This window comes from Mycobacterium sp. IS-1742, from assembly GCF_001500125.1.
Classification (GTDB): domain Bacteria; phylum Actinomycetota; class Actinomycetes; order Mycobacteriales; family Mycobacteriaceae; genus Mycobacterium.
In genome coordinates, this window is the sequence record NZ_LQIV01000034.1 from 293,144 (window position 1) to 310,053 (window position 16,910).

The following is a 16,910-nucleotide window of genomic DNA, read 5'->3' on the forward strand; positions in this document are numbered from 1 at the left end:
GGATCGCCATGAGTGTTGTCGCAGCTGTCCGCGGCGAGGTGCCGCCACATGGCTACACCCAGGAAGAGGTGACCGAGGCGCTGCTGGCGATCCCCGGGTACGGCGAGTACGCCGACAACATCCGCGCGTTGCACCGCAGCGCGAAAGTTGCCACCCGCCATACGGTTCTGCCGCTGGAGGAGTACGCCGGGCTGACCGATTTCGGCCGGGCCAACGACCTCTACATCGAACACGCCGTGGAACTCGGCGCCGCGGCGCTGACCGGTGCGCTCGACGACGCCTGCCTCGATCCGTCCGACGTCGACCTGATCATGACGACCACGGTCACCGGCATCGCGGTGCCGCCGCTGGACGCCCGCATCGCCGCCTGCGTCGGCCTGCGTCCCGACGTCCGACGCCTCCCGCTGTTCGGGCTGGGCTGTGTGGCCGGGGCGGCAGGGGTCGCCCGGCTGCACGACTACCTGCGCGGGAACCCCGACGCGGTGGCGGTGCTGCTGGCCGTCGAGTTGTGTTCCCTGGTGTCCAAATCGGACCCGTCGATGGCGACGGTGGTGGGCAGCAGTCTGTTCGGTGACGGGGCTGCGGCGGTGGTCGCGGTCGGCGACCGACGAACCGGCGGCGCATCGGGCCCGGAGATCATCGACTCCCGCAGCCACCTCTATCCGGACTCGCTGCGGACGATGGGCTGGGACGTCGACGCCAGCGGCTTTCGCCTCGTGCTGTCCCCGGACGTGCCGAAGGTCGTCGAACGCCATCTCGGCGACGACGTCGCGCGGTTCCTGCACGGCCACGATATGGAGGTCGACGACATCGCCACCTGGGTGAGCCATCCCGGCGGACCCAAGGTGATCGAGGCCATCACCGAGACCCTCGGACTCCCCGACGACGCCCTGGAGTTGACGTGGCGCTCGCTGGCCGAGGTCGGCAACCTCTCGTCGGCGTCGGTGCTGCATGTGCTGCGCGACACCATCGCCAAGCATCCGCCCACGGGCAGTCACGGGCTGATGCTGGCGATGGGGCCGGGCTTCTGCTCCGAACTCGTGCTGCTGCGCTGGCGCTGAGCCATGGTCTGGTATGTGCTGCTGATCGCCGCGGTCGCCGTCGAGCGGCTGGCCGAACTCGTTGTCGCCGAACGCAATCGGCGCTGGAGTCGACAGCGCGGCGGGGTGGAGTACGGGGGAGGGCACTATCCGGTGATGGTGGTGCTGCACACCGGTCTGCTCGCCGGGTGCCTGCTGGAGGTGACCGCACTGCACCGGCCCTTCACCCCGGCGCTCGGACTCCCGATGCTCGCGCTGGTGGTCGTCGCGCAGGCCCTGCGGTGGTGGTGTATCACCACCCTCGGCCACCAGTGGAACACCAGGGTCATCGTGGTTCCCGGCGCGTCGCGGGTCACCGGCGGCCCGTACCGGCTGATCCCACATCCCAACTACGTCGCAGTGGTCGTCGAGGGTGTCGCGCTGCCCCTGGTGCACGGCGCCTGGATCACCGCGATCGTGTTCACCGTCCTCAACGCCGTGCTGTTGCGGACCCGCGTCCAGGTCGAGAACGCCGCGCTCGAGGGGTTGCGGTGATCGACCTGCTCGTCGCGGGCGGCGGGCCGGCCGGGCTGGCCACCGCGGTGCACGGCGCACGGGCCGGACTCGACGTCGTCGTCGTCGAGCGCCGCCCCGGCACGCTGGACAAGGCCTGCGGGGAAGGCATGATGCCGCACACCGTCGCGCATCTGGACCGCCTTGGCGTGGCGCCGCCGGGGATGCCGCTGCGCGGGATCGCCTACCTCGACGGGGACCGGCGCGTCGAGGCGGCGTTCCGGACCGGACCCGGGTGTGGGGTGCGACGCACCGTGCTGCACGCCGCGCTGCAGGACGCCGCCCGGTCGGCGGGGGTGCGGATCGTCGGCGGCGACGCCGGTGACATCAGCCAGGACGCGGTGTCGGTGCGGGCGGGCGAGTTCCGGGCCAGGTATCTCGCGGCCGCCGACGGCCTGCACTCACCGATCCGACGGGCGCTCGATTTGGACCAGCCCAGCCGCGGTGCGCGCCGGTGGGGGATCCGCAGGCACATCCACACCGCACCGTGGAACGATCACGTCGAAGTCCACTGGGGTGCGCACAGCGAGGCCTACGTGACGCCGGTGGCCGACGACTGCGTCGGGATCGCGATCCTCAGCTCGTCACGCGGCGGATTCGACCGGCATCTCGCGGAGTTCCCCGCGCTCGCCGAACGGGTCCGCGGCCACGACCACGGGCCGGACCGCGCGGCGGGTCCGCTGCGGCAGAGAGCCCGAAGCCGCACCGCCGGACGGGTGTTGCTCGTCGGGGACGCCGCCGGGTACGTCGACGCGCTCACGGGAGAGGGCATCGGGCTGGCGTTCGGCGCGGCGGAGCTGCTCGTGAAGTGCGTTGTGGCAGAACGCGTCGACGACTACGACCGTCGGTGGCGCGCGCTGACCCGCCGTTACCGGCTGCTGACCGAGGGTCTGGTCCGGGCCGGGTCGACTCCGTCCATCCGGCCACGCATCGTGCCCGCCGCCCGGGCACTGCCCGGCGTGTTCGCCGGCGTCGTGAACCGACTCGCGGCCTGACGCCCGCTCAGCCCCGCAGGGTCTCGATGATCGCGCTGAAGTCCTTGTCGGCGTGCTCGGTCGCGAACTGTGCGTAGAGCTCGGCGGCGTGGCTGCCCAGCGGTGCGGACGCACCCGTCGACGACACCGCGGCCATGGCCAGGCCGAGGTCCTTGTTCATCAGCGCCGTCGCGAATCCCGGCGTGAAGTCGTTGTTCGCCGGCGAGGCCGGAACCGGTCCCGGCACAGGGCAGTTCGTGTGCACCGCCCAGCAGTTGCCGGTCGCGCCGGTGATCACGTCGAACAGCGACTGCGCCGACAGGCCGAGCTTCTCGGCCAGGACGAACGCCTCACCGATGGCGATCTGCTGGACGGCGAGCACCATGTTGTTGCACAGTTTGGCGGCCTGGCCGGTGCCCGACGCACCGCAGTGAACGACCTTGCCCGCCATGGGGTCCAGCACCGGGCGGGCACGCTCGACGGCCTCGTCGTCACCACCGACCATGAACGCCAGCGTTCCCGCCGTGGCGCCCTTGACGCCGCCGGAGACCGGGGCGTCGAGCTGGGCGAACCCCTTCGCGGTGGCGGCGGCGTTGATCTCGCGTGCGTCGTCGACCGAGATGGTGGAGGTGTCGATGAACAGCGTGCCCGCCGCCACCGAGGGCAGCACCTCGTCGTACACGCTCTTCACGATCGCGCCGTTGGGCAGCGAGGTGATCACCACCTCGGCGCCGGCCACCGCGTCGGTGCCGCTGTCGAACGTGGCGATGCCGTTGTCCTCCGCGGCGGCGCGAAGCGCGGGCACCGGATCGAAACCCTGCACGGTGTGACCGGCCTTGGCCAGGTTGGCCGCCATCGGCCCGCCCATGTGGCCCAGCCCGAAGAACGCAATCGTCGTCACTGTGTCATCCTCCCTATGCCGATGCCCGCGCCCGGGCCGCTGCCGCTCGCCCGATGACGACCCGCATGATCTCATTGCTGCCCTCGAGGATTCGATGCACGCGAAGATCGCGGACGATCTTCTCCACGCCGTACTCCTTCAGGTAGCCGTAGCCGCCGTGCAGCTGCAGTGCCTGATCGGCCACCTCGTAGCAGGCGTCGGTGACGTAGCGCTTGGCCATCGCGCACAACTCCACCTTGTCGGGGTGGTTCTCGTCGAGCGCGGATGCGGCCCGCCACAACATCAGCCGTGACGTCTGCAGGGCGGTGGCCATGTCGGCGAGGGTGAACCGAATGGTCGGTTCGTCGAGCAGGCTGCCGCCGAAGGCCTGACGGTCGGCCAGATAGGCCGCCGCCTTCTCGTAGGCCGTCTGCGCGCCGCCCAGCGAGCAGGCCGCGATGTTGAGACGCCCGCCGTTGAGCCCGTTCATCGCGATCCCGAATCCGCTGCCCTCGGCCTCGGTGCCGCCGAGCATGTTCTCGGCGGGCACCCGGGCGCCCTCGAACACGACCTGCGCCGTGGGCTGGGCGTTCCAGCCCATCTTCTGTTCCTGCGCGCCGAAACTGACACCGGGGGTGTCCTTTTCGACCACGAACGCCGAGATGCCGCGCGGTCCTTCGCTGCCGGTGCGGGCCATCACCACGTACACGTCGGAACTGCCCGCGCCGGAGATGAACTGCTTCACCCCGTCGAGGACGTAATGGTCACCCTCGCGGACGGCCCTGGTGCGCAACGCACTGGCATCCGACCCCGCCCCCGGTTCGGTGAGGCAGTAGCTCGCGATGGCCTCCATCGACGCCAGCCGCGGCACCCACGCCTTGCGTTGTTCCTCCGAGCCGTAGGTGTCCACCATCCACGCGCACATGTTGTGGATCGACAGGAACGCCGCGATGGCCGGATCGGCGGCGGACAGCTGCTCGAAGATGCGCACCGCATCCACGCGCCGCAGCCCGCTGCCACCGACGTCCTCCCGGCAGTAGATCGCCGCCATGCCGAGTTCGGCCGCCTCCCGCAGCACATCGGTGGGGAAGTGGTGGCTCTCATCCCATTCCGACGCGTACGGGGCCAGGCGTTTCTCGGCGAACGCGGCCGCCGTCTCGGCGATCACCCGCTCGTCGTCGTCGAGACCGAAGTAGTCCATCACCGATTACTTCATGGTCGGGATGACGAACTCGGCGCCATCCTTGATGCCCGACGGCCAGCGCTGCGTGACGGTCTTGGTCTTGGTGTAGAACAGGATCGAGTGCGGCCCGTGCTGGTTGAGGTCGCCGAAGCCGGAGCGCTTCCAGCCGCCGAAGGTGTGGTAGGACACCGGCACCGGGATCGGGACGTTGACGCCGACCATGCCGACCTGGACCTTGGCGACGAAGTCGCGTGCGGTGTCGCCGTCGCGGGTGAAGATCGCCACGCCGTTGCCGTACTCGTGCTCGGTGGGCAGGCGCAACGCCTCCTCGTAGGTGTCGGCGCGCACGATGCACAGCACCGGGCCGAAGATCTCGTCGGTGTAGATCGACATGTCCGGGGTGACGTGGTCGAACAGCGTGGGGCCGATGAAGTAGCCGCCCTCGAGGCTGTCGTCGCCGAACTGCATCTCGTCGCTGGCACGTTCGCGCCCGTCGACGACGGCTTCGGCGCCGGCCTCGACACCCTGGGTGATGTAGTCGCGGACCCGGTGGAGCGCGGCCTCGGTGACCAGGGGGCCGTAGTCGGCCTTCGGGTCGAGGCTGTGGCCGACGCGCAGGTTGTTCACCCGCTCGACCAGCCGGTTGCGCAGCCGGTCCGCGGTCTCCTTGCCGACGGGCACCGCGACGCTGATCGCCATGCAGCGTTCACCGGCGCTGCCGTAGCCGGCACCGATCAGCGCGTCGACGGCCTGGTCGAGATCGGCGTCGGGCATCACGATCATGTGGTTCTTCGCGCCGCCGAAGCACTGCGCGCGCTTCCCGTTGGCGGTGGCGCCCGCGTAGATGTACTGGGCGATGTCGGAGCTGCCGACGAAGCCGACGGCCTGGATGACCGGATGCTCGAGGATCGCGTCGACGGCCTCCTTGTCGCCGTGCACGACCTGGAACACGCCCGCGGGCAGACCGGCCTCGATGAACAGTTCGGCCAGGCGCACCGGCACCGAGGGATCGCGCTCGGACGGCTTGAGGATGAACGCGTTACCGCAGGCCAGCGCGGGGCCCGCCTTCCACAGCGGGATCATCGCCGGGAAGTTGAACGGGGTGATGCCCGCGACCACGCCGAGCGGCTGGCGCATCGAGTAGACGTCGATGCCGGTGCCCGCGCCCTCGGTGTACTCACCCTTGATCAGGTGCGGGATGCCGATCGCGAACTCGATGACCTCGATGCCGCGCTGGATGTCGCCCTTGGCGTCGGGCACGGTCTTGCCGTGTTCGATGGACAGCAGCTCGGCCAGTTCCTCGATGTTCTGGTTCACCAGCTCGATGAAGCGCATCATCACGCGGGCGCGGCGCTGCGGGTTCCAGGCGGCCCACTCTTTCTGGGCCTCGGCGGCGCCCGCGACCGCGGCGTCGACGTCGGCGCGCGAGCCGAGTAGGACCTTGGCCTGCACCGCCCCGGTGCTCGGGTTCATCACGTCCGCCGTGCGGGTCGATTCGCCTGCGGTGCGCTTGCCGTTGATGAAGTGCTGGATCTGGTTGGTCATGAGAAAGCCCCTCGCTCGAGATACTAGGACATCCTAGTAACTGGTCGGGGTCGTTGACAAGGGGCTGGCGGGTCTTGACGCCGAGACTGCCCGGACGCGCTCTGTCAGCAGTCTCGGCGCAGGGTGTCGACGTACGCGCGGCACGCGTCCCACGTCGGCAGCAGACCGGCCTCGCGGGCCTGGTCGAGGGTGGGCGCGGCGGCGTCGCGATCGGAGAGCACCGGCTCACCGTCGAACGGCCAGTCGATGCCCAGCGCCGGGTCGGTCGGCAGCACGGTGTGCTCACGGGCCGGGTCGTAACCCGTCGAGCACAGGTACATCACCGTCGAATCATCCTGCAGCGCAAGGAAAGCGTGTCCCAGACCCTCGGACAGGTAGATCGTGCGGCGGTCGCGGTCGTCGAGCAGGACGGCATCCCACTCCCCGAACGTCGGCGAGCCCACCCGGATGTCGACGGCCACGTCGTACACCGCGCCGCGCACGCAGGTCACGTACTTGGCCTGCCCGGGCGGCACCGCCGCGAAGTGCAACCCCCGCAGGACCCCGGCCCGCGACACCGAACAGTTGGCCTGCCGGAGGTCGAGGCGGTGGCCGGCGAACCCGCTGAACTCCCGGTCGGTGAACCACTCGAAGAACGACCCGCGCGCATCGGCGTGCACCGTGGGGGTGATCTCCCAGGCGCCGGGCACCGTCAACTCCCGGGCGGTCACTGGCCGCGCTCCTCGTAGGCCGCTTCGGCCGCGTCCTTGAGCGGACGCCACCACGCCTCGTTGTCCCGATACCACTGCACCGTCGCGCGCAGCCCTGCTTCGAAGTCGAGATGAGCCGGCTTCCAACCCAATTCGTTGTAGAGCGTCGACGGGTCGATGGCGTAGCGCAGATCGTGGCCGGCCCGGTCGGTGACGTGGTCGAAGTCGTCGGGATCGCGGCCCATGATCCGCAGCAGCGCGCGCAGCACCGTGAGGTTGTCCCGCTCGCCCTCGGCGCCGATCAGATAGGTCCGGCCCGCGACGCCGTCGCGCAGGATCCGCCACACCGCGCTGTTGTGGTCGTCGACGTGGATCCAGTCGCGCACGTTGGCGCCGGCGCCGTAGAGCTTGGGCCGTCGCCCGGTCAGCACATTGGTGATCTGGCGGGGGATGAACTTCTCCACATGCTGATACGGCCCGTAGTTGTTGGAGCAGTTCGAGATCGTCGCGCGCACGCCGTAGGACCGCACCCACGCCCGCACCAGCAGGTCGGCGGCGGCCTTGGTCGACGAGTACGGACTCGACGGGTTGTACGGCGTCGACTCGGTGAACCGCCGCGCATCGTCGAGGGGCAGGTCGCCGTAGACCTCGTCGGTGGACACGTGATGCAGGCGGACACCGGCGCGGCGCACCGCCTCGAGCACCGTGTAGGTGCCGACGACGTTGGTCTGCACGAACGGACCCGGGTCGGCCAGTGCGTTGTCGACGTGGGTCTCGGCGGCGAAGTGCACGACGGCGTCGGTCGCGGGGTCGAGATCGGCGACCAGCGTGTCGACCAGTCCGGCGTCGGCCACGTCGCCCTCGACCAGCCGGATCCGATCGGCCACCGGCGCCAGCGACTCGCGGCTGCCCGCGTAGGTCAGCGCGTCGAGCACCGTCACCGCGCAGTCCGGATGCTCGCGCACGGTGGCGTGGACGAAGTTCGCGCCGATGAACCCGGCACCGCCGGTGATCAGCAACCGCATGGGGAAACCCTAGCGGCAGCCCCGTGTCACTTCTGCAGCCCGAGCGGGCCCGCCAGCTCCTTCAGCGTGGGAAGCAGCTTGTCCCAGCCGCCGAGCACCTGGATGGCCACGTGGTCGGCGCCGCGCTCGTGGTGCTCCTCGAGCCGGGCCGCGACCGCGTCCGCCGAACCGTGCGCCACCACCGCGTCGATCAGCTTGTCACTGCCCGGTTTGGCGACGTCCTCGTCGGTGAAGCCCAGCCGCTTCCAGTTGTTCACGTAGTTGCTCAGGCCGAGGTAGAAGTCGACGGTCTCGCGGCCGATCCGGCGCGCCTCGTCGACGTCGGAGCCGAGCACCACCTTGTGCTCGGGCGCCAGGAACACCGTCGGGCCGACGAGGTTGCGGGCCTGGCCGGTGTGCTCGGGTGTGGTCAGGTACGGGTGGGCGCCCGCGCTGCGCCGCGCGGCGAGTTTGAGCACCTGCGGTCCGAGCGCTGCGACGACCAGCCGGCTCGTCGGCACCTTCGCCCCGTCGAGCTTGTCGATGTACTCCACCAGCACGTCGTAGGGTTTGCGGTACTCCTCGGTGGCCTCGGGGTGCCCGATGCCGATGCCGAGCAGGAACCGGCTCGGGAACTTGTCCTCGATGCGGTGGTAGGAGGCGGCGACCTCCTCGGCCGGCGACGCCCACACGTTCACGATGCCCGTCGCGACCTGCAGGGTCTCGGTCGCCTCGAGGATCGGCTCGACGAACTCGAGATCGGCCGCCGGAGAGGCGCCGACCCAGACCGCGCCGTAGCCCAGCTTCTCGATCTCCGCGGCCTGCTCCGGTGTGGGGGCGCCGGGGGTCCACACGCCGTAACGGCCCAGGCCGGGTTTGAGGGAAACGCCTTCGGTCATATCCGTTCCTCCAGTCGTCTGCGAGCCGGCTCTCACTGCAGGCCGAGCGGACCGGCCAGGTCGGCCAGTGCGGCCACCAGCTTGTCAGGCCCGGTCAGCACCTGCACGGGCACGTGGTCGGCGCCGGCGTCGAGGTGCTGTTTCAGCCGGGCCGCGATGGCGTCGACGCTGCCGTAGGCCACGACGGCGTCCACCAACCGATCACTACCCGGTTTTGCCACGTCCTGATCACCGAAACCCAGACGCTTCCAGTTGTTGAGGTAATTGGCCAGATTCAGATACACGTCGAGCGCCCTGCGGCCGACCGCGCGGGCCTTCTCGGCGTCGGTGGTCATCACCACCTTGTGCTCGGGCGCCAGGAACGCCCCGGCGCCGATCACCTCGCGTGCGGTGGCCGTGTGCTCGGGGGTGGTGAGGTACGGGTGCGCCCCCGCCGCCCGGTCGGCCGAGAGCTTCAGCGCCTTGGGGCCGAGCGCGGCCACCACGCGCCGCTCCCGCGGCACCCCGTACTCGTCGAGCTTGTCGAGGTACTCGGTGAGCGCCGCGAGCGGTTTGCGGTACGCCTGGTGCGCCTCGGGATGGCCGACGCCGATCCCCAGCAGGAATCGGCCGGGATGGGCCGCCTCGATGCGGTGGAAGGATTCCGCCACCGGCCCGGCCGCCGCCGTCCAGATGTTGACGATGCCGGTCGCGATCTGCAGGGTCGTGGTGTGGTCGAGGATGGGTTCGACCCAGTCCAGTTCGGCGGGCGGTGAGCCGCCCACCCAGACGGCGCCGTAGCCGAGCGCCTCGATCTCCCTGGCTTGCGCGGGTGTCACGGCGCGGCCGAATACGCCGAATGTGCCGAGATCGGGTTTGGTCATGACCGCTGCAACCGACGCCGCGGCGGCGACTATTCCTCCGGCGAGGGCGCCTGCAGGGGCAGGCAGACGATGAAACGGGTATCGCCGGGCGCGGACTGGACCGACAGGTCGCCGTGGTGCTTCTCGACGATGATGCGGCGCGCCAGGTCCAGGCCCAGCCCGGTGCCCTCGCCGACCGGTTTGGTGGTGAAGAACGGTGTGAAGATACGGTCGACGATCTCGTCCGGGATGCCCGGCCCGTCGTCGCAGATCTCCACGCGCACCCGGTCCTCGTTCTCGCGCATGGTGCGCACGGTCAGCGTGCCCCGCCCGCCCATCGCCTGGATCGCGTTCTGGATGAGGTTCGACCACACCTCGTTGAGATCGCCTGGATAGCAGAGTAATTCGGGCAGCGACGTGTCCTTCTCCCACACCAGTGCGACCGGTTTGTCCTTGCCGATCTTGTCGCCGAAGATCGTCTTGATCGTGCTGTGGATCAACTCGTGGACATTGGCGCTCTGATAGGCGCCGCGGTCCATCTGCGAGTACTGCTTGGCCCCGGCGAGCAGCGTGGAGATCCGCTTGCTGGCGTCGGCGATCTCCCGCATCCGCAGTTCGGTGTCGATGGTGTACTTCAGCCAGCCGAGCGCGCTCGGCAGCGACGACGAGCAGGTCCCGTCCATGACGTCGTCGACCGACGCCGAGATCCGCTCGAGCCAGTCGACGTCGAGGCCCGCCTCGACGAACGTCGGGGCGTAGTCCCAGCCGCCGGCGATCCCGTGGGCTTCGAGCCAGTCACCGATCTGCTCCTCGCGGTCGGAGGTCTCCAGCGCCGTGAGGTCCTGGCTGCGGAACTTGGCGACCTGTTCGGCCACCTCGTCCTGGATCTTGACCAGCACCCGCAGCGCCTCGGGGCTGAACTTGCCGTCGGCGAGCATCGCCAGCTTGTGCCGCATCTTGCCGACGCCCTCCTGCAGGTCGGCGACGGCCCGCGCGGTGGCCGCGGCGGGGTTGTTGAGCTGGTGGGTGAGACCGGCGGTGATGGTGCCCAGCGCGAGCAGCTTCTCCCGCTGGCCGATGATCTGATGCTGCCTGCGCCTGCCGACGGTCTGGCCTTCGAGCAGGTGCACCGCCATCGGGAACTCGGTCTGCATGAACCGGGCGAACGCGTCGGCGTCGAGGACGAAGAACCTCGACGGTGTGGTCAACCGCACCGTGGCCTCGTAGACGTGTTCCTCACCCGGGACGTAGGCCGACCACGCACCGCAGTACACCCCGCGCTGTGAGGTGCGGCCGGTCTGGATGTCGGTCCCGCCCGAGCGTTTCGACATCACCAGCTCACCGTCGATGAGCACGTAGAAGCAGGTCGCCGGGTCCCCTTCGTTGCACAGCGGGCCCGCGGGGAAGGTCTCGATGTGGCCGTTCGCGCACAGCGTGTCGAGCTGCTCGTCGGACAGCGCCTCGAACAGGAAAAGCGTGCGCAGTTCGTCGCGCAGGCACGTCTCGCCCATGGTGACCCCTTTCAGGCTTCCGCCAGGTACCGGTGCACCAGCATGACCGCCATCGACCCTTCGCCGACGGCGGCGGCCACCCGTTTGGCGGACTCGGCGCGCACATCACCTGCAACGAACACACCCGGCACGCTTGTTTCCAGGTGGTGCGGCGGACGGTCCAGCGTCCAGCCGGAGATCTCCCGCAGATCGGGCCCGGCCAGGATGAACCCGTGGTCGTCGCGCACGACGATGCCGTCGAGCCATTCGGTGCGCGGTTCGGCGCCGATGAAGATGAACATCCGGCCGCAGGCGTGTTCCTCACGGTCTCCGGTCAGCGTGTTCTCCAGGCAGATGCCCTCGAGGTGACCGTTGCCCTTGACCGCGTGGACCACGGTGTTCGGCAACTCCCGGATCTTGTCGTTGGCCCGGATCTGCTGGATCAGGTAATGCGACATCGAGTCCTCGAGCCTGCGGCGGCTGACGATGGTGACCTTCTCGGCCGTGCGCGACAGGTGCATCGCGGCCTGGCCGGCCGAGTTCGCACCGCCGATCACGTACACCTCGTCGTTCTCGCAGTCGGCGGCGACCGACGCCGTCGCGCCGTAGTACACCCCCGCACCGGTCAACCCGTCACATCCCTCGGCGGGCAGCTGGCGGTATTCCACGCCCATCGCCAGGATCACCGCGCGCGCGCCGATCGACCGGCCGTCGGACAGCCGCACGGTGCGCGCCGACCCGTCGATCTCCAGGGCGGTCACCTCGGCCGCGGTGATCAGCTCGGCGTCGAACTTCTCGGCCTGTCGGCGCGCCCGCTCGGCGAGCTGCGCACCCGAGAGGCCGTCGGGGAAACCGAGGTAGTTCTCGATGCGGGAGCTCTGCCCGGCCTGCCCGCCGGTGGCGGTGCGCTCGATGAGCACCGTCTCGAGGCCCTCGGAGGCGCCGTACACGGCGGCGGCCAGACCGGCGGGCCCGCCGCCGATCACCACCAGGTCGTAGAAGTCCTCGGCGGGGGTGGTGGTCAGCCCGAGTGTGGCGCCCAGTTCGGCGTCGGACGGGTCGACAAGGGTCTCGCCCTGCTCGGTGATCACCACCGGCAGCGTCATCCCGTCCTGGCCGGCTGCCTCCAGCAGCTGCCTGCCCTTGCGCTCGTCGGCGCGGAACCAGGTGTAGTACAACCGGTTCCGGGCCAGGAACTCGCGCACCTCCGACGATCGGGCGTTCCACGGGTGGCCGATGATCTTGGTGTGCGGGATGGCCCGGTCCCCGGTCTCGCGCCACGCCTCGATCAGTGCGTCGACGACGGGGTAGAGCTTCTCCTCCGGGGGGTCCCACGGCTTGAGCAGGTAGTGGTCCAGGTCGACGACGTTGATCGCGTCGATCGCGGCGTGGGTGTCGGCGTAGGCGGTGAGCAGCACGCGACGCGCCATCGGGTAGAGGTCCATCGCCTCCTCGAGGAACTCGATACCGCTCATCTGCGGCATCCGGTAGTCGGCGACGAACACCGCGACCGTCTCGCCACGCAGTTTCAGCTCGTTGAGCGTCTCGAGCGCATCCGGGCCGGATTCGGCCCGCACGATCCGGAAGTGCTCGCCGTAGTGACGGCGCAGGTCGCGCGCCACCGCACGAGAGACCGCCGGGTCGTCGTCGACGGTGAGGATCACGGGTTTGCGGGGTGCCGCAGCAGCAGGGCCTGTCATCGCGATCAAGTATGCGCCGGTCGTCCAGCCGATATCGGGGAAGCCGGGGTCACGGACCTAGACTTCGCCCGTGGCCGAACTCCAGTTCTCCGATTCGGTGTTCGTGGCGCGCGACCCCGACGCCGTCTACGCGTTGGTGTCCGACGTGACCCGGATGGGCGAGTGGAGCCCGGTGTGCCGGGCCTGCTGGTGGGACGACCCGGACGCCGGGCCGGTCGCGGGCGCCTGGTTCACCGGACGCAACGAGACTCCCCAGCGGGTGTGGGAGACGCGCAGCCAGGTGACGGTGGCCGACGGCCGCGACTTCGTCTGGGAGGTCAACGGCGGCTGGGTGCGGTGGGGCTTCAGCGTGGCGCCCGAGGGCGACGGGACCCGGTTGACCGAGCATTGGCGGCTGCTGGCCCGCGGTGTCGACGGGTTTCGCGAACGCTACGGCGCCGACGCCGACGCACAGATCGCCGAGCGGACGTCGGCCGCGCACTCCGGCATCCCCGAGACGCTGGCCGCGATCAAGCGGACGGCCGAGACCGCCTAGACGTCGGCTGCGTGGCAGACCATGACCGGCACGCGGCTGTGGTGCAACAGGTTCAGGCCCGTCGAGCCCAGCACCGCAGCGCTCACGACGTTGGCCCGATGGTTGCCGACCACGACGAGCTGCGCGCCGGTGAGGCGGTCGAGCAGTGCGTGGCCCGGCTTCGCCTCGTCGAGCAGCGTCGCGACCTCGACACCGGGATACCTGTCGGTCCAGGGCTCGAGGGCCCGGGTCAGCAGCGCCCACTCCGCGGCTTCCAGGGCGTCCCAGTCGATGAGGTAGGGGATGGCCACGGCGTCGGCGTCCAGCCCGGCCGACCACGAGTGCACGGCGGTCAGGGGCGCGCCGAACCGGTCGGCGAACTCGAACGCGGCCGCCAGGGCCGCCGCCGCGGCCGGCGTGCCGTCGACCCCGACCACGACCGGCGCCGTCCCCGGTTGCGCGATGTGACGCCACGCCACCACCGGACACGACGCGTGTGTGGCGACCCGCAACGTCGTGGACCCGACCAGCACCGCGGCGGCCGGACTGACGTCGTCGCAGCCCACGACGACCAGGGCGGCGTCGCGGCTCCGGCCGATCAACGCCTCGTGGGCCGGCTCGCCGACCGCTTCGGCGACGGTGTCCAGATGCGGGAAGTGCTCGGCCACCGCCTCTTTGGCGATATCGAGGGTCTTCTCCGCGGCGGCCTGCTGATCCTCGGGTGCGGCCGCCCGGATGGCGACCACCGCTGCGTCCGTGAAGAAGTGACCGGCCGTGGCGGTCGAGTGGACGAGCCGCAACGACGTGCGGTACGCCGCGGCCGCCGCGGCAGCCCACCGCGCGGCGTGGATGCTGGTCTGCGAGCCGTCGATCCCGACGACGACCGGGGCGGTGCGTTGCGTCATGAGCGTGCCTTTCGATCGGTGCTGGCTCGCGCGCCGTCAGTACGCCAGACAGCAGATCTGCTGTGCCTCGGCCACGGAGTCGGCCAAGGGGCGACCCGTGTCGAGACGGTGTGCGCCCGACCAGACCGGCGCCGTGATGTCGGCCGCGATCTGCGGTGTCGCATCGGACGTCGTCGACGACCGGTGCTCGATCCGGGTCTGTGCGGCGGAAAGATCTGTGTCGCAGGCGAGTTCCACCAGAACCGCCGACGCGTGATCGGCGCACTCCCGGGCCGCGCGGCGGTGACGCGCATCCCGCCAGGTGCCGTCGAGGACCACCGACTCGCCGTGCGCCAGCAGGGCCGCCGCCCGATGCAGCACCGTGTCGTAGACCAGCGCCACGTTGTCGGGTGAGTACAGTCCGCTCTCCAGCGCGCCCGCGGCGCCGCGGACGATCCCGGACTCCTGCAGTTCCCGACGGACGTCGTCGGTCGAGATGACGTGGGCGCCAACGGACTCGCCGAGCGCGCCGGACAGTGTGGTCTTACCGGTCCCGGGGCCACCGCCGACGATCACGAGCCGAACCGCGGCCGCCTTGAGGTGGGCGGCGGCGATGTCGAGATGCCACCGGGCGTCGGCCGCCGCGCCCGCATGACCCTGGCTGACCCTGATGCAGTCGACCTTCGCGCGGACGACGGCGCGGTAGGCGATGGAGAAGTCGATCAGCGAGCGGGGCGCGGTGTCGCCGGCGAGTTCCCGATACCGGTCGAGGAAGTGGTCGGCGAGGTCGCGCCGGCCCAGGAACTCCAGGTCCATCGCCAGGAACGCGGCGTCGTCGACGCCGTCGACGAAGCGCAGCCGGTCGTCGAACTCCAGACAGTCCAGCGGGACCGGGCCGTCAGGGGTGCAGAAGACGTCGTCGGCCAGCAGATCGCCGTGGCCGTCGACGATGCGGCGGTCGGCGATGCGGCCGGCGAACAGCGCGTCCCTGCCGTCGAGATAGCGCATCGCCAGGCGGCGGATCTCGTCGACGGTCTCGGCGGACACCACGGTCCCGACGGAATGGTCCAGCTCGGTGAGGTTCTCGGACCACCGCTGCCGGACGGCGGTGGTCGTTGCGGCGGCGTCGACGTCCACGCCGCGGTGCGCGGTCGCGTGGAAGCGGGCGAGCATGCTCGCGAGCATCGTCAGGTGGTGTTCGGTCGGCTCACCGCGCGCCACCATGGTCCGCAGCCGGTACCGGTCGGGGTAGCGGCGCATCACCACGACCGGTTCGGGTGCGGCGTGACCGGGTCCGCGCAGGTGGGCGACCCCGAGGTAACTGCCCGGCGCCAGGCGGCTGTTCAGCTCGACCTCGCGGGCGCACACCTGTTCCCGCCGTTGCGGCGTGCTGAAGTCGAGGAAGTCCGTGACCACCGGTTTCTTGACCTTGTAGGCCTTCTCGCCGAGCAGGATCACCACACCGGTGTGCGTCTCGTACACCTCGGCGGCCATATCGTTCACCGGCAGATCGTGGGCAGCGGTGATGTCCTCCGTGGTGGTCATGAGGCAATCGTCGCGCCGGGAACCGACGGGGCGCAGCGGCCTTCCGGCCTCATGCCGGATCGAAAGGTCCCGGCCGGACGGGGTCTTAAGTCCCCAACCTCGCCGCGTGTGACCAAAGACTCTTGCCGTCGGTCCGGCGGGACGTGACCGTGGTCTTGGGAAACACGTGAACAGGAAGGCTGATCGATGACCACGACGCGAGCGGACATCGACACGATCAGCGACGCGGTGCAGCTGGCGTGCCGGGCTCCGTCTGTGCACAACAGCCAGCCGTGGCGCTGGGTCGCCGACCGGTCCGGGCTGCAGCTCTTCCTCGACACCGACCGGCTGGTCGCGACCGACCAGTCCGGTCGAGAGGCGGTCCTGAGTTGCGGCGCCGTTCTGGACCATCTGCGGGTGGCCATGGCGGCCGGCGGCTGGATCGCCCACATCGACCGCTATCCCAATCCGAACGACCACCTGCACCTGGCCGCCATCGACTTCTCGCCGATGTCCTATGTGACCGACGGCCACCGCGCCCGCGCCGAGGCGATCGCGCGCCGCTTCACCGATCGGCTGCCGTTCGGGCCGCCGCCGGACTGGGACTCGCTGGAGATCCTGCTGCGGGAGGCGATCGACGAGTCGGTGGCGATGCTCGACGTCGTGGCCGACGACGCCCGGCCGCAACTGGCGGAGGCCTCACAGCTCACCGAGTCGCTGCGGCTCTACGACTCCCAGTACCACGCCGAACTGGCTTGGTGGACCGGCTGGTTGGCGGTGTCCGACGGCATACCGCACAGCTCCCTGGTATCGGCCGCGGAGAGCGACCGCGTTGACATCGGCCGTCACTTCCCGGTCACCCACGGCGCAGCCGAGCGGCGCATGAGCGTGCCGGAGGATCACTCGAAGGTGCTGGTCATCTCGGCGCACGACGACACGCGCCGCGACGTGCTCGGCTGCGGTGAGACGCTGTCGCAGGTGCTGTTGGAGGCGACGTTGGCCGGCATGGCCACCTGCACGCTGACCCATCTCACCGAACTGCGCGCCAGCCGCGACATCATCTCCGCACTGGTCGACCGCGACCTCCCGCAGGTGCTGGTCCGTGTCGGAGCGGCTCCCGCCTACGATCCCGTCCCGCCGCCGACGCCCCGGCGGCGTCTCGACGACGTCCTCGAGGTGCGGTTGTGACG

General features: G+C 70.1%; 16 protein-coding genes. 5 read left to right on the top strand and 11 right to left on the bottom strand.

Features of this window, described 5'->3' with window-relative positions; translation table 11 throughout:
• Positions 1-8: 8 nt before the first annotated feature.
• From AU196_RS18925 to AU196_RS18935, 3 genes are read left to right on the top strand one after another with little or no spacing between them, the layout of a single operon-like run.
• Entirely contained in the window at positions 9-1,061 is a 1,053-nt protein-coding gene (locus tag AU196_RS18925) for a type III polyketide synthase (RefSeq protein WP_059096584.1), read from the top strand.
• 3 nt (positions 1,062-1,064) lie between these two features.
• Positions 1,065-1,574 (top strand): isoprenylcysteine carboxyl methyltransferase family protein, encoded by a 510-nt coding sequence (locus AU196_RS18930; protein WP_059096585.1) that lies wholly within the window; start codon positions 1,065-1,067, stop codon positions 1,572-1,574.
• Positions 1,571-2,587: an NAD(P)/FAD-dependent oxidoreductase gene (locus AU196_RS18935; RefSeq protein WP_059096586.1), complete on the top strand. Its 1,017-nt coding sequence runs from the start codon at positions 1,571-1,573 to the stop codon at positions 2,585-2,587. Before AU196_RS18930 ends, AU196_RS18935 begins: the two co-directional genes overlap by 4 nt.
• A 7-nt stretch (positions 2,588-2,594) precedes the next feature.
• Here AU196_RS18935 and mmsB read toward each other — a convergent pair whose 3' ends face one another.
• From mmsB to AU196_RS18980, 9 genes are all read right to left on the bottom strand, one after another.
• Complete coding sequence (gene mmsB / locus AU196_RS18940) at positions 2,595-3,467, bottom strand: 3-hydroxyisobutyrate dehydrogenase (protein ID WP_059096587.1); 873 nt, start codon at positions 3,465-3,467, stop codon at positions 2,595-2,597.
• A gap of 13 nt (positions 3,468-3,480) precedes the next feature.
• Positions 3,481-4,647, bottom strand: a complete 1,167-nt coding sequence (locus AU196_RS18945) for an isobutyryl-CoA dehydrogenase (protein WP_059096588.1) — start codon at positions 4,645-4,647, stop codon at positions 3,481-3,483.
• Positions 4,648-4,653: 6 nt separating this feature from the next.
• The gene (locus AU196_RS18950; RefSeq protein WP_059096589.1) at positions 4,654-6,174 is read right to left on the bottom strand and encodes a CoA-acylating methylmalonate-semialdehyde dehydrogenase; all 1,521 of its coding nucleotides are present in this window, start codon (positions 6,172-6,174) and stop codon (positions 4,654-4,656) included.
• Between the two features lie 104 nt (positions 6,175-6,278).
• Positions 6,279-6,884 (bottom strand): dTDP-4-dehydrorhamnose 3,5-epimerase, encoded by a 606-nt coding sequence (rfbC, locus tag AU196_RS18955; protein ID WP_059096590.1) that lies wholly within the window; start codon positions 6,882-6,884, stop codon positions 6,279-6,281.
• Entirely contained in the window at positions 6,881-7,888 is a 1,008-nt protein-coding gene (gene rfbB, locus AU196_RS18960) for a dTDP-glucose 4,6-dehydratase (RefSeq protein WP_059096591.1), read from the bottom strand. Before rfbB ends, rfbC begins: the two co-directional genes overlap by 4 nt.
• A gap of 26 nt (positions 7,889-7,914) precedes the next feature.
• Positions 7,915-8,766: an LLM class F420-dependent oxidoreductase gene (locus tag AU196_RS18965; protein WP_059096592.1), complete on the bottom strand. Its 852-nt coding sequence runs from the start codon at positions 8,764-8,766 to the stop codon at positions 7,915-7,917.
• A gap of 32 nt (positions 8,767-8,798) precedes the next feature.
• Positions 8,799-9,629, bottom strand: coding sequence for an LLM class F420-dependent oxidoreductase (locus tag AU196_RS18970; RefSeq protein WP_059096593.1), 831 nt, complete (start codon positions 9,627-9,629; stop codon positions 8,799-8,801).
• A 29-nt stretch (positions 9,630-9,658) separates the two neighbouring features.
• A complete protein-coding gene (locus AU196_RS18975; RefSeq protein WP_059096594.1) occupies positions 9,659-11,119 on the bottom strand; it encodes an ATP-binding protein in 1,461 nt (486 codons plus the stop codon).
• 11 nt (positions 11,120-11,130) lie between these two features.
• Entirely contained in the window at positions 11,131-12,798 is a 1,668-nt protein-coding gene (locus tag AU196_RS18980; RefSeq protein ID WP_059096665.1) for an NAD(P)/FAD-dependent oxidoreductase, read from the bottom strand.
• Positions 12,799-12,868: 70 nt separating this feature from the next.
• Between AU196_RS18980 and AU196_RS18985 the strand changes: the two genes are divergently transcribed.
• Positions 12,869-13,333: an SRPBCC family protein gene (locus tag AU196_RS18985; RefSeq protein ID WP_059096595.1), complete on the top strand. Its 465-nt coding sequence runs from the start codon at positions 12,869-12,871 to the stop codon at positions 13,331-13,333.
• Here the strand turns inward: AU196_RS18985 and AU196_RS18990 are convergent.
• On the bottom strand, positions 13,330-14,217 hold the full coding sequence (locus tag AU196_RS18990; protein ID WP_059096596.1) for a universal stress protein: 888 nt from the start codon (positions 14,215-14,217) through the stop codon (positions 13,330-13,332). The genes AU196_RS18985 and AU196_RS18990 overlap by 4 nt on opposite strands.
• A gap of 36 nt (positions 14,218-14,253) precedes the next feature.
• Positions 14,254-15,741: a bifunctional aminoglycoside phosphotransferase/ATP-binding protein gene (locus tag AU196_RS18995; protein WP_231737642.1), complete on the bottom strand. Its 1,488-nt coding sequence runs from the start codon at positions 15,739-15,741 to the stop codon at positions 14,254-14,256.
• 186 nt (positions 15,742-15,927) lie between these two features.
• Here AU196_RS18995 and AU196_RS19000 point away from each other — a divergent pair, with 186 nt between their 5' ends.
• Positions 15,928-16,908, top strand: coding sequence for an Acg family FMN-binding oxidoreductase (locus AU196_RS19000; protein WP_059096667.1), 981 nt, complete (start codon positions 15,928-15,930; stop codon positions 16,906-16,908).
• Positions 16,909-16,910 lie beyond the last annotated feature (2 nt).

Excerpts from the sequence above, each read along its gene's own strand:
- AU196_RS18925 (WP_059096584.1), top strand. The coding sequence starts at position 9 with ATGAGTGTTGTCGCAGCTGTCCGCGGCGAGGTGCCGCCACATGGCTAC.
- AU196_RS18930 (WP_059096585.1), top strand. The coding sequence starts at position 1,065 with ATGGTCTGGTATGTGCTGCTGATCGCCGCGGTCGCCGTCGAGCGGCTG.
- AU196_RS18945 (WP_059096588.1), bottom strand. The coding sequence starts at position 4,647 with ATGGACTACTTCGGTCTCGACGACGACGAGCGGGTGATCGCCGAGACG.
- AU196_RS18950 (WP_059096589.1), bottom strand. The coding sequence starts at position 6,174 with ATGACCAACCAGATCCAGCACTTCATCAACGGCAAGCGCACCGCAGGC.
- rfbB (WP_059096591.1), bottom strand. The coding sequence starts at position 7,888 with ATGCGGTTGCTGATCACCGGCGGTGCCGGGTTCATCGGCGCGAACTTC.
- AU196_RS18965 (WP_059096592.1), bottom strand. The coding sequence starts at position 8,766 with ATGACCGAAGGCGTTTCCCTCAAACCCGGCCTGGGCCGTTACGGCGTG.
- AU196_RS18970 (WP_059096593.1), bottom strand. The coding sequence starts at position 9,629 with ATGACCAAACCCGATCTCGGCACATTCGGCGTATTCGGCCGCGCCGTG.
- AU196_RS18975 (WP_059096594.1), bottom strand. The coding sequence starts at position 11,119 with ATGGGCGAGACGTGCCTGCGCGACGAACTGCGCACGCTTTTCCTGTTC.
- AU196_RS18980 (WP_059096665.1), bottom strand. The coding sequence starts at position 12,798 with ATGACAGGCCCTGCTGCTGCGGCACCCCGCAAACCCGTGATCCTCACC.
- AU196_RS18990 (WP_059096596.1), bottom strand. The coding sequence starts at position 14,217 with ATGACGCAACGCACCGCCCCGGTCGTCGTCGGGATCGACGGCTCGCAG.
- AU196_RS18995 (WP_231737642.1), bottom strand. The coding sequence starts at position 15,741 with ATGACCACCACGGAGGACATCACCGCTGCCCACGATCTGCCGGTGAAC.
- AU196_RS19000 (WP_059096667.1), top strand. The coding sequence starts at position 15,928 with ATGACCACGACGCGAGCGGACATCGACACGATCAGCGACGCGGTGCAG.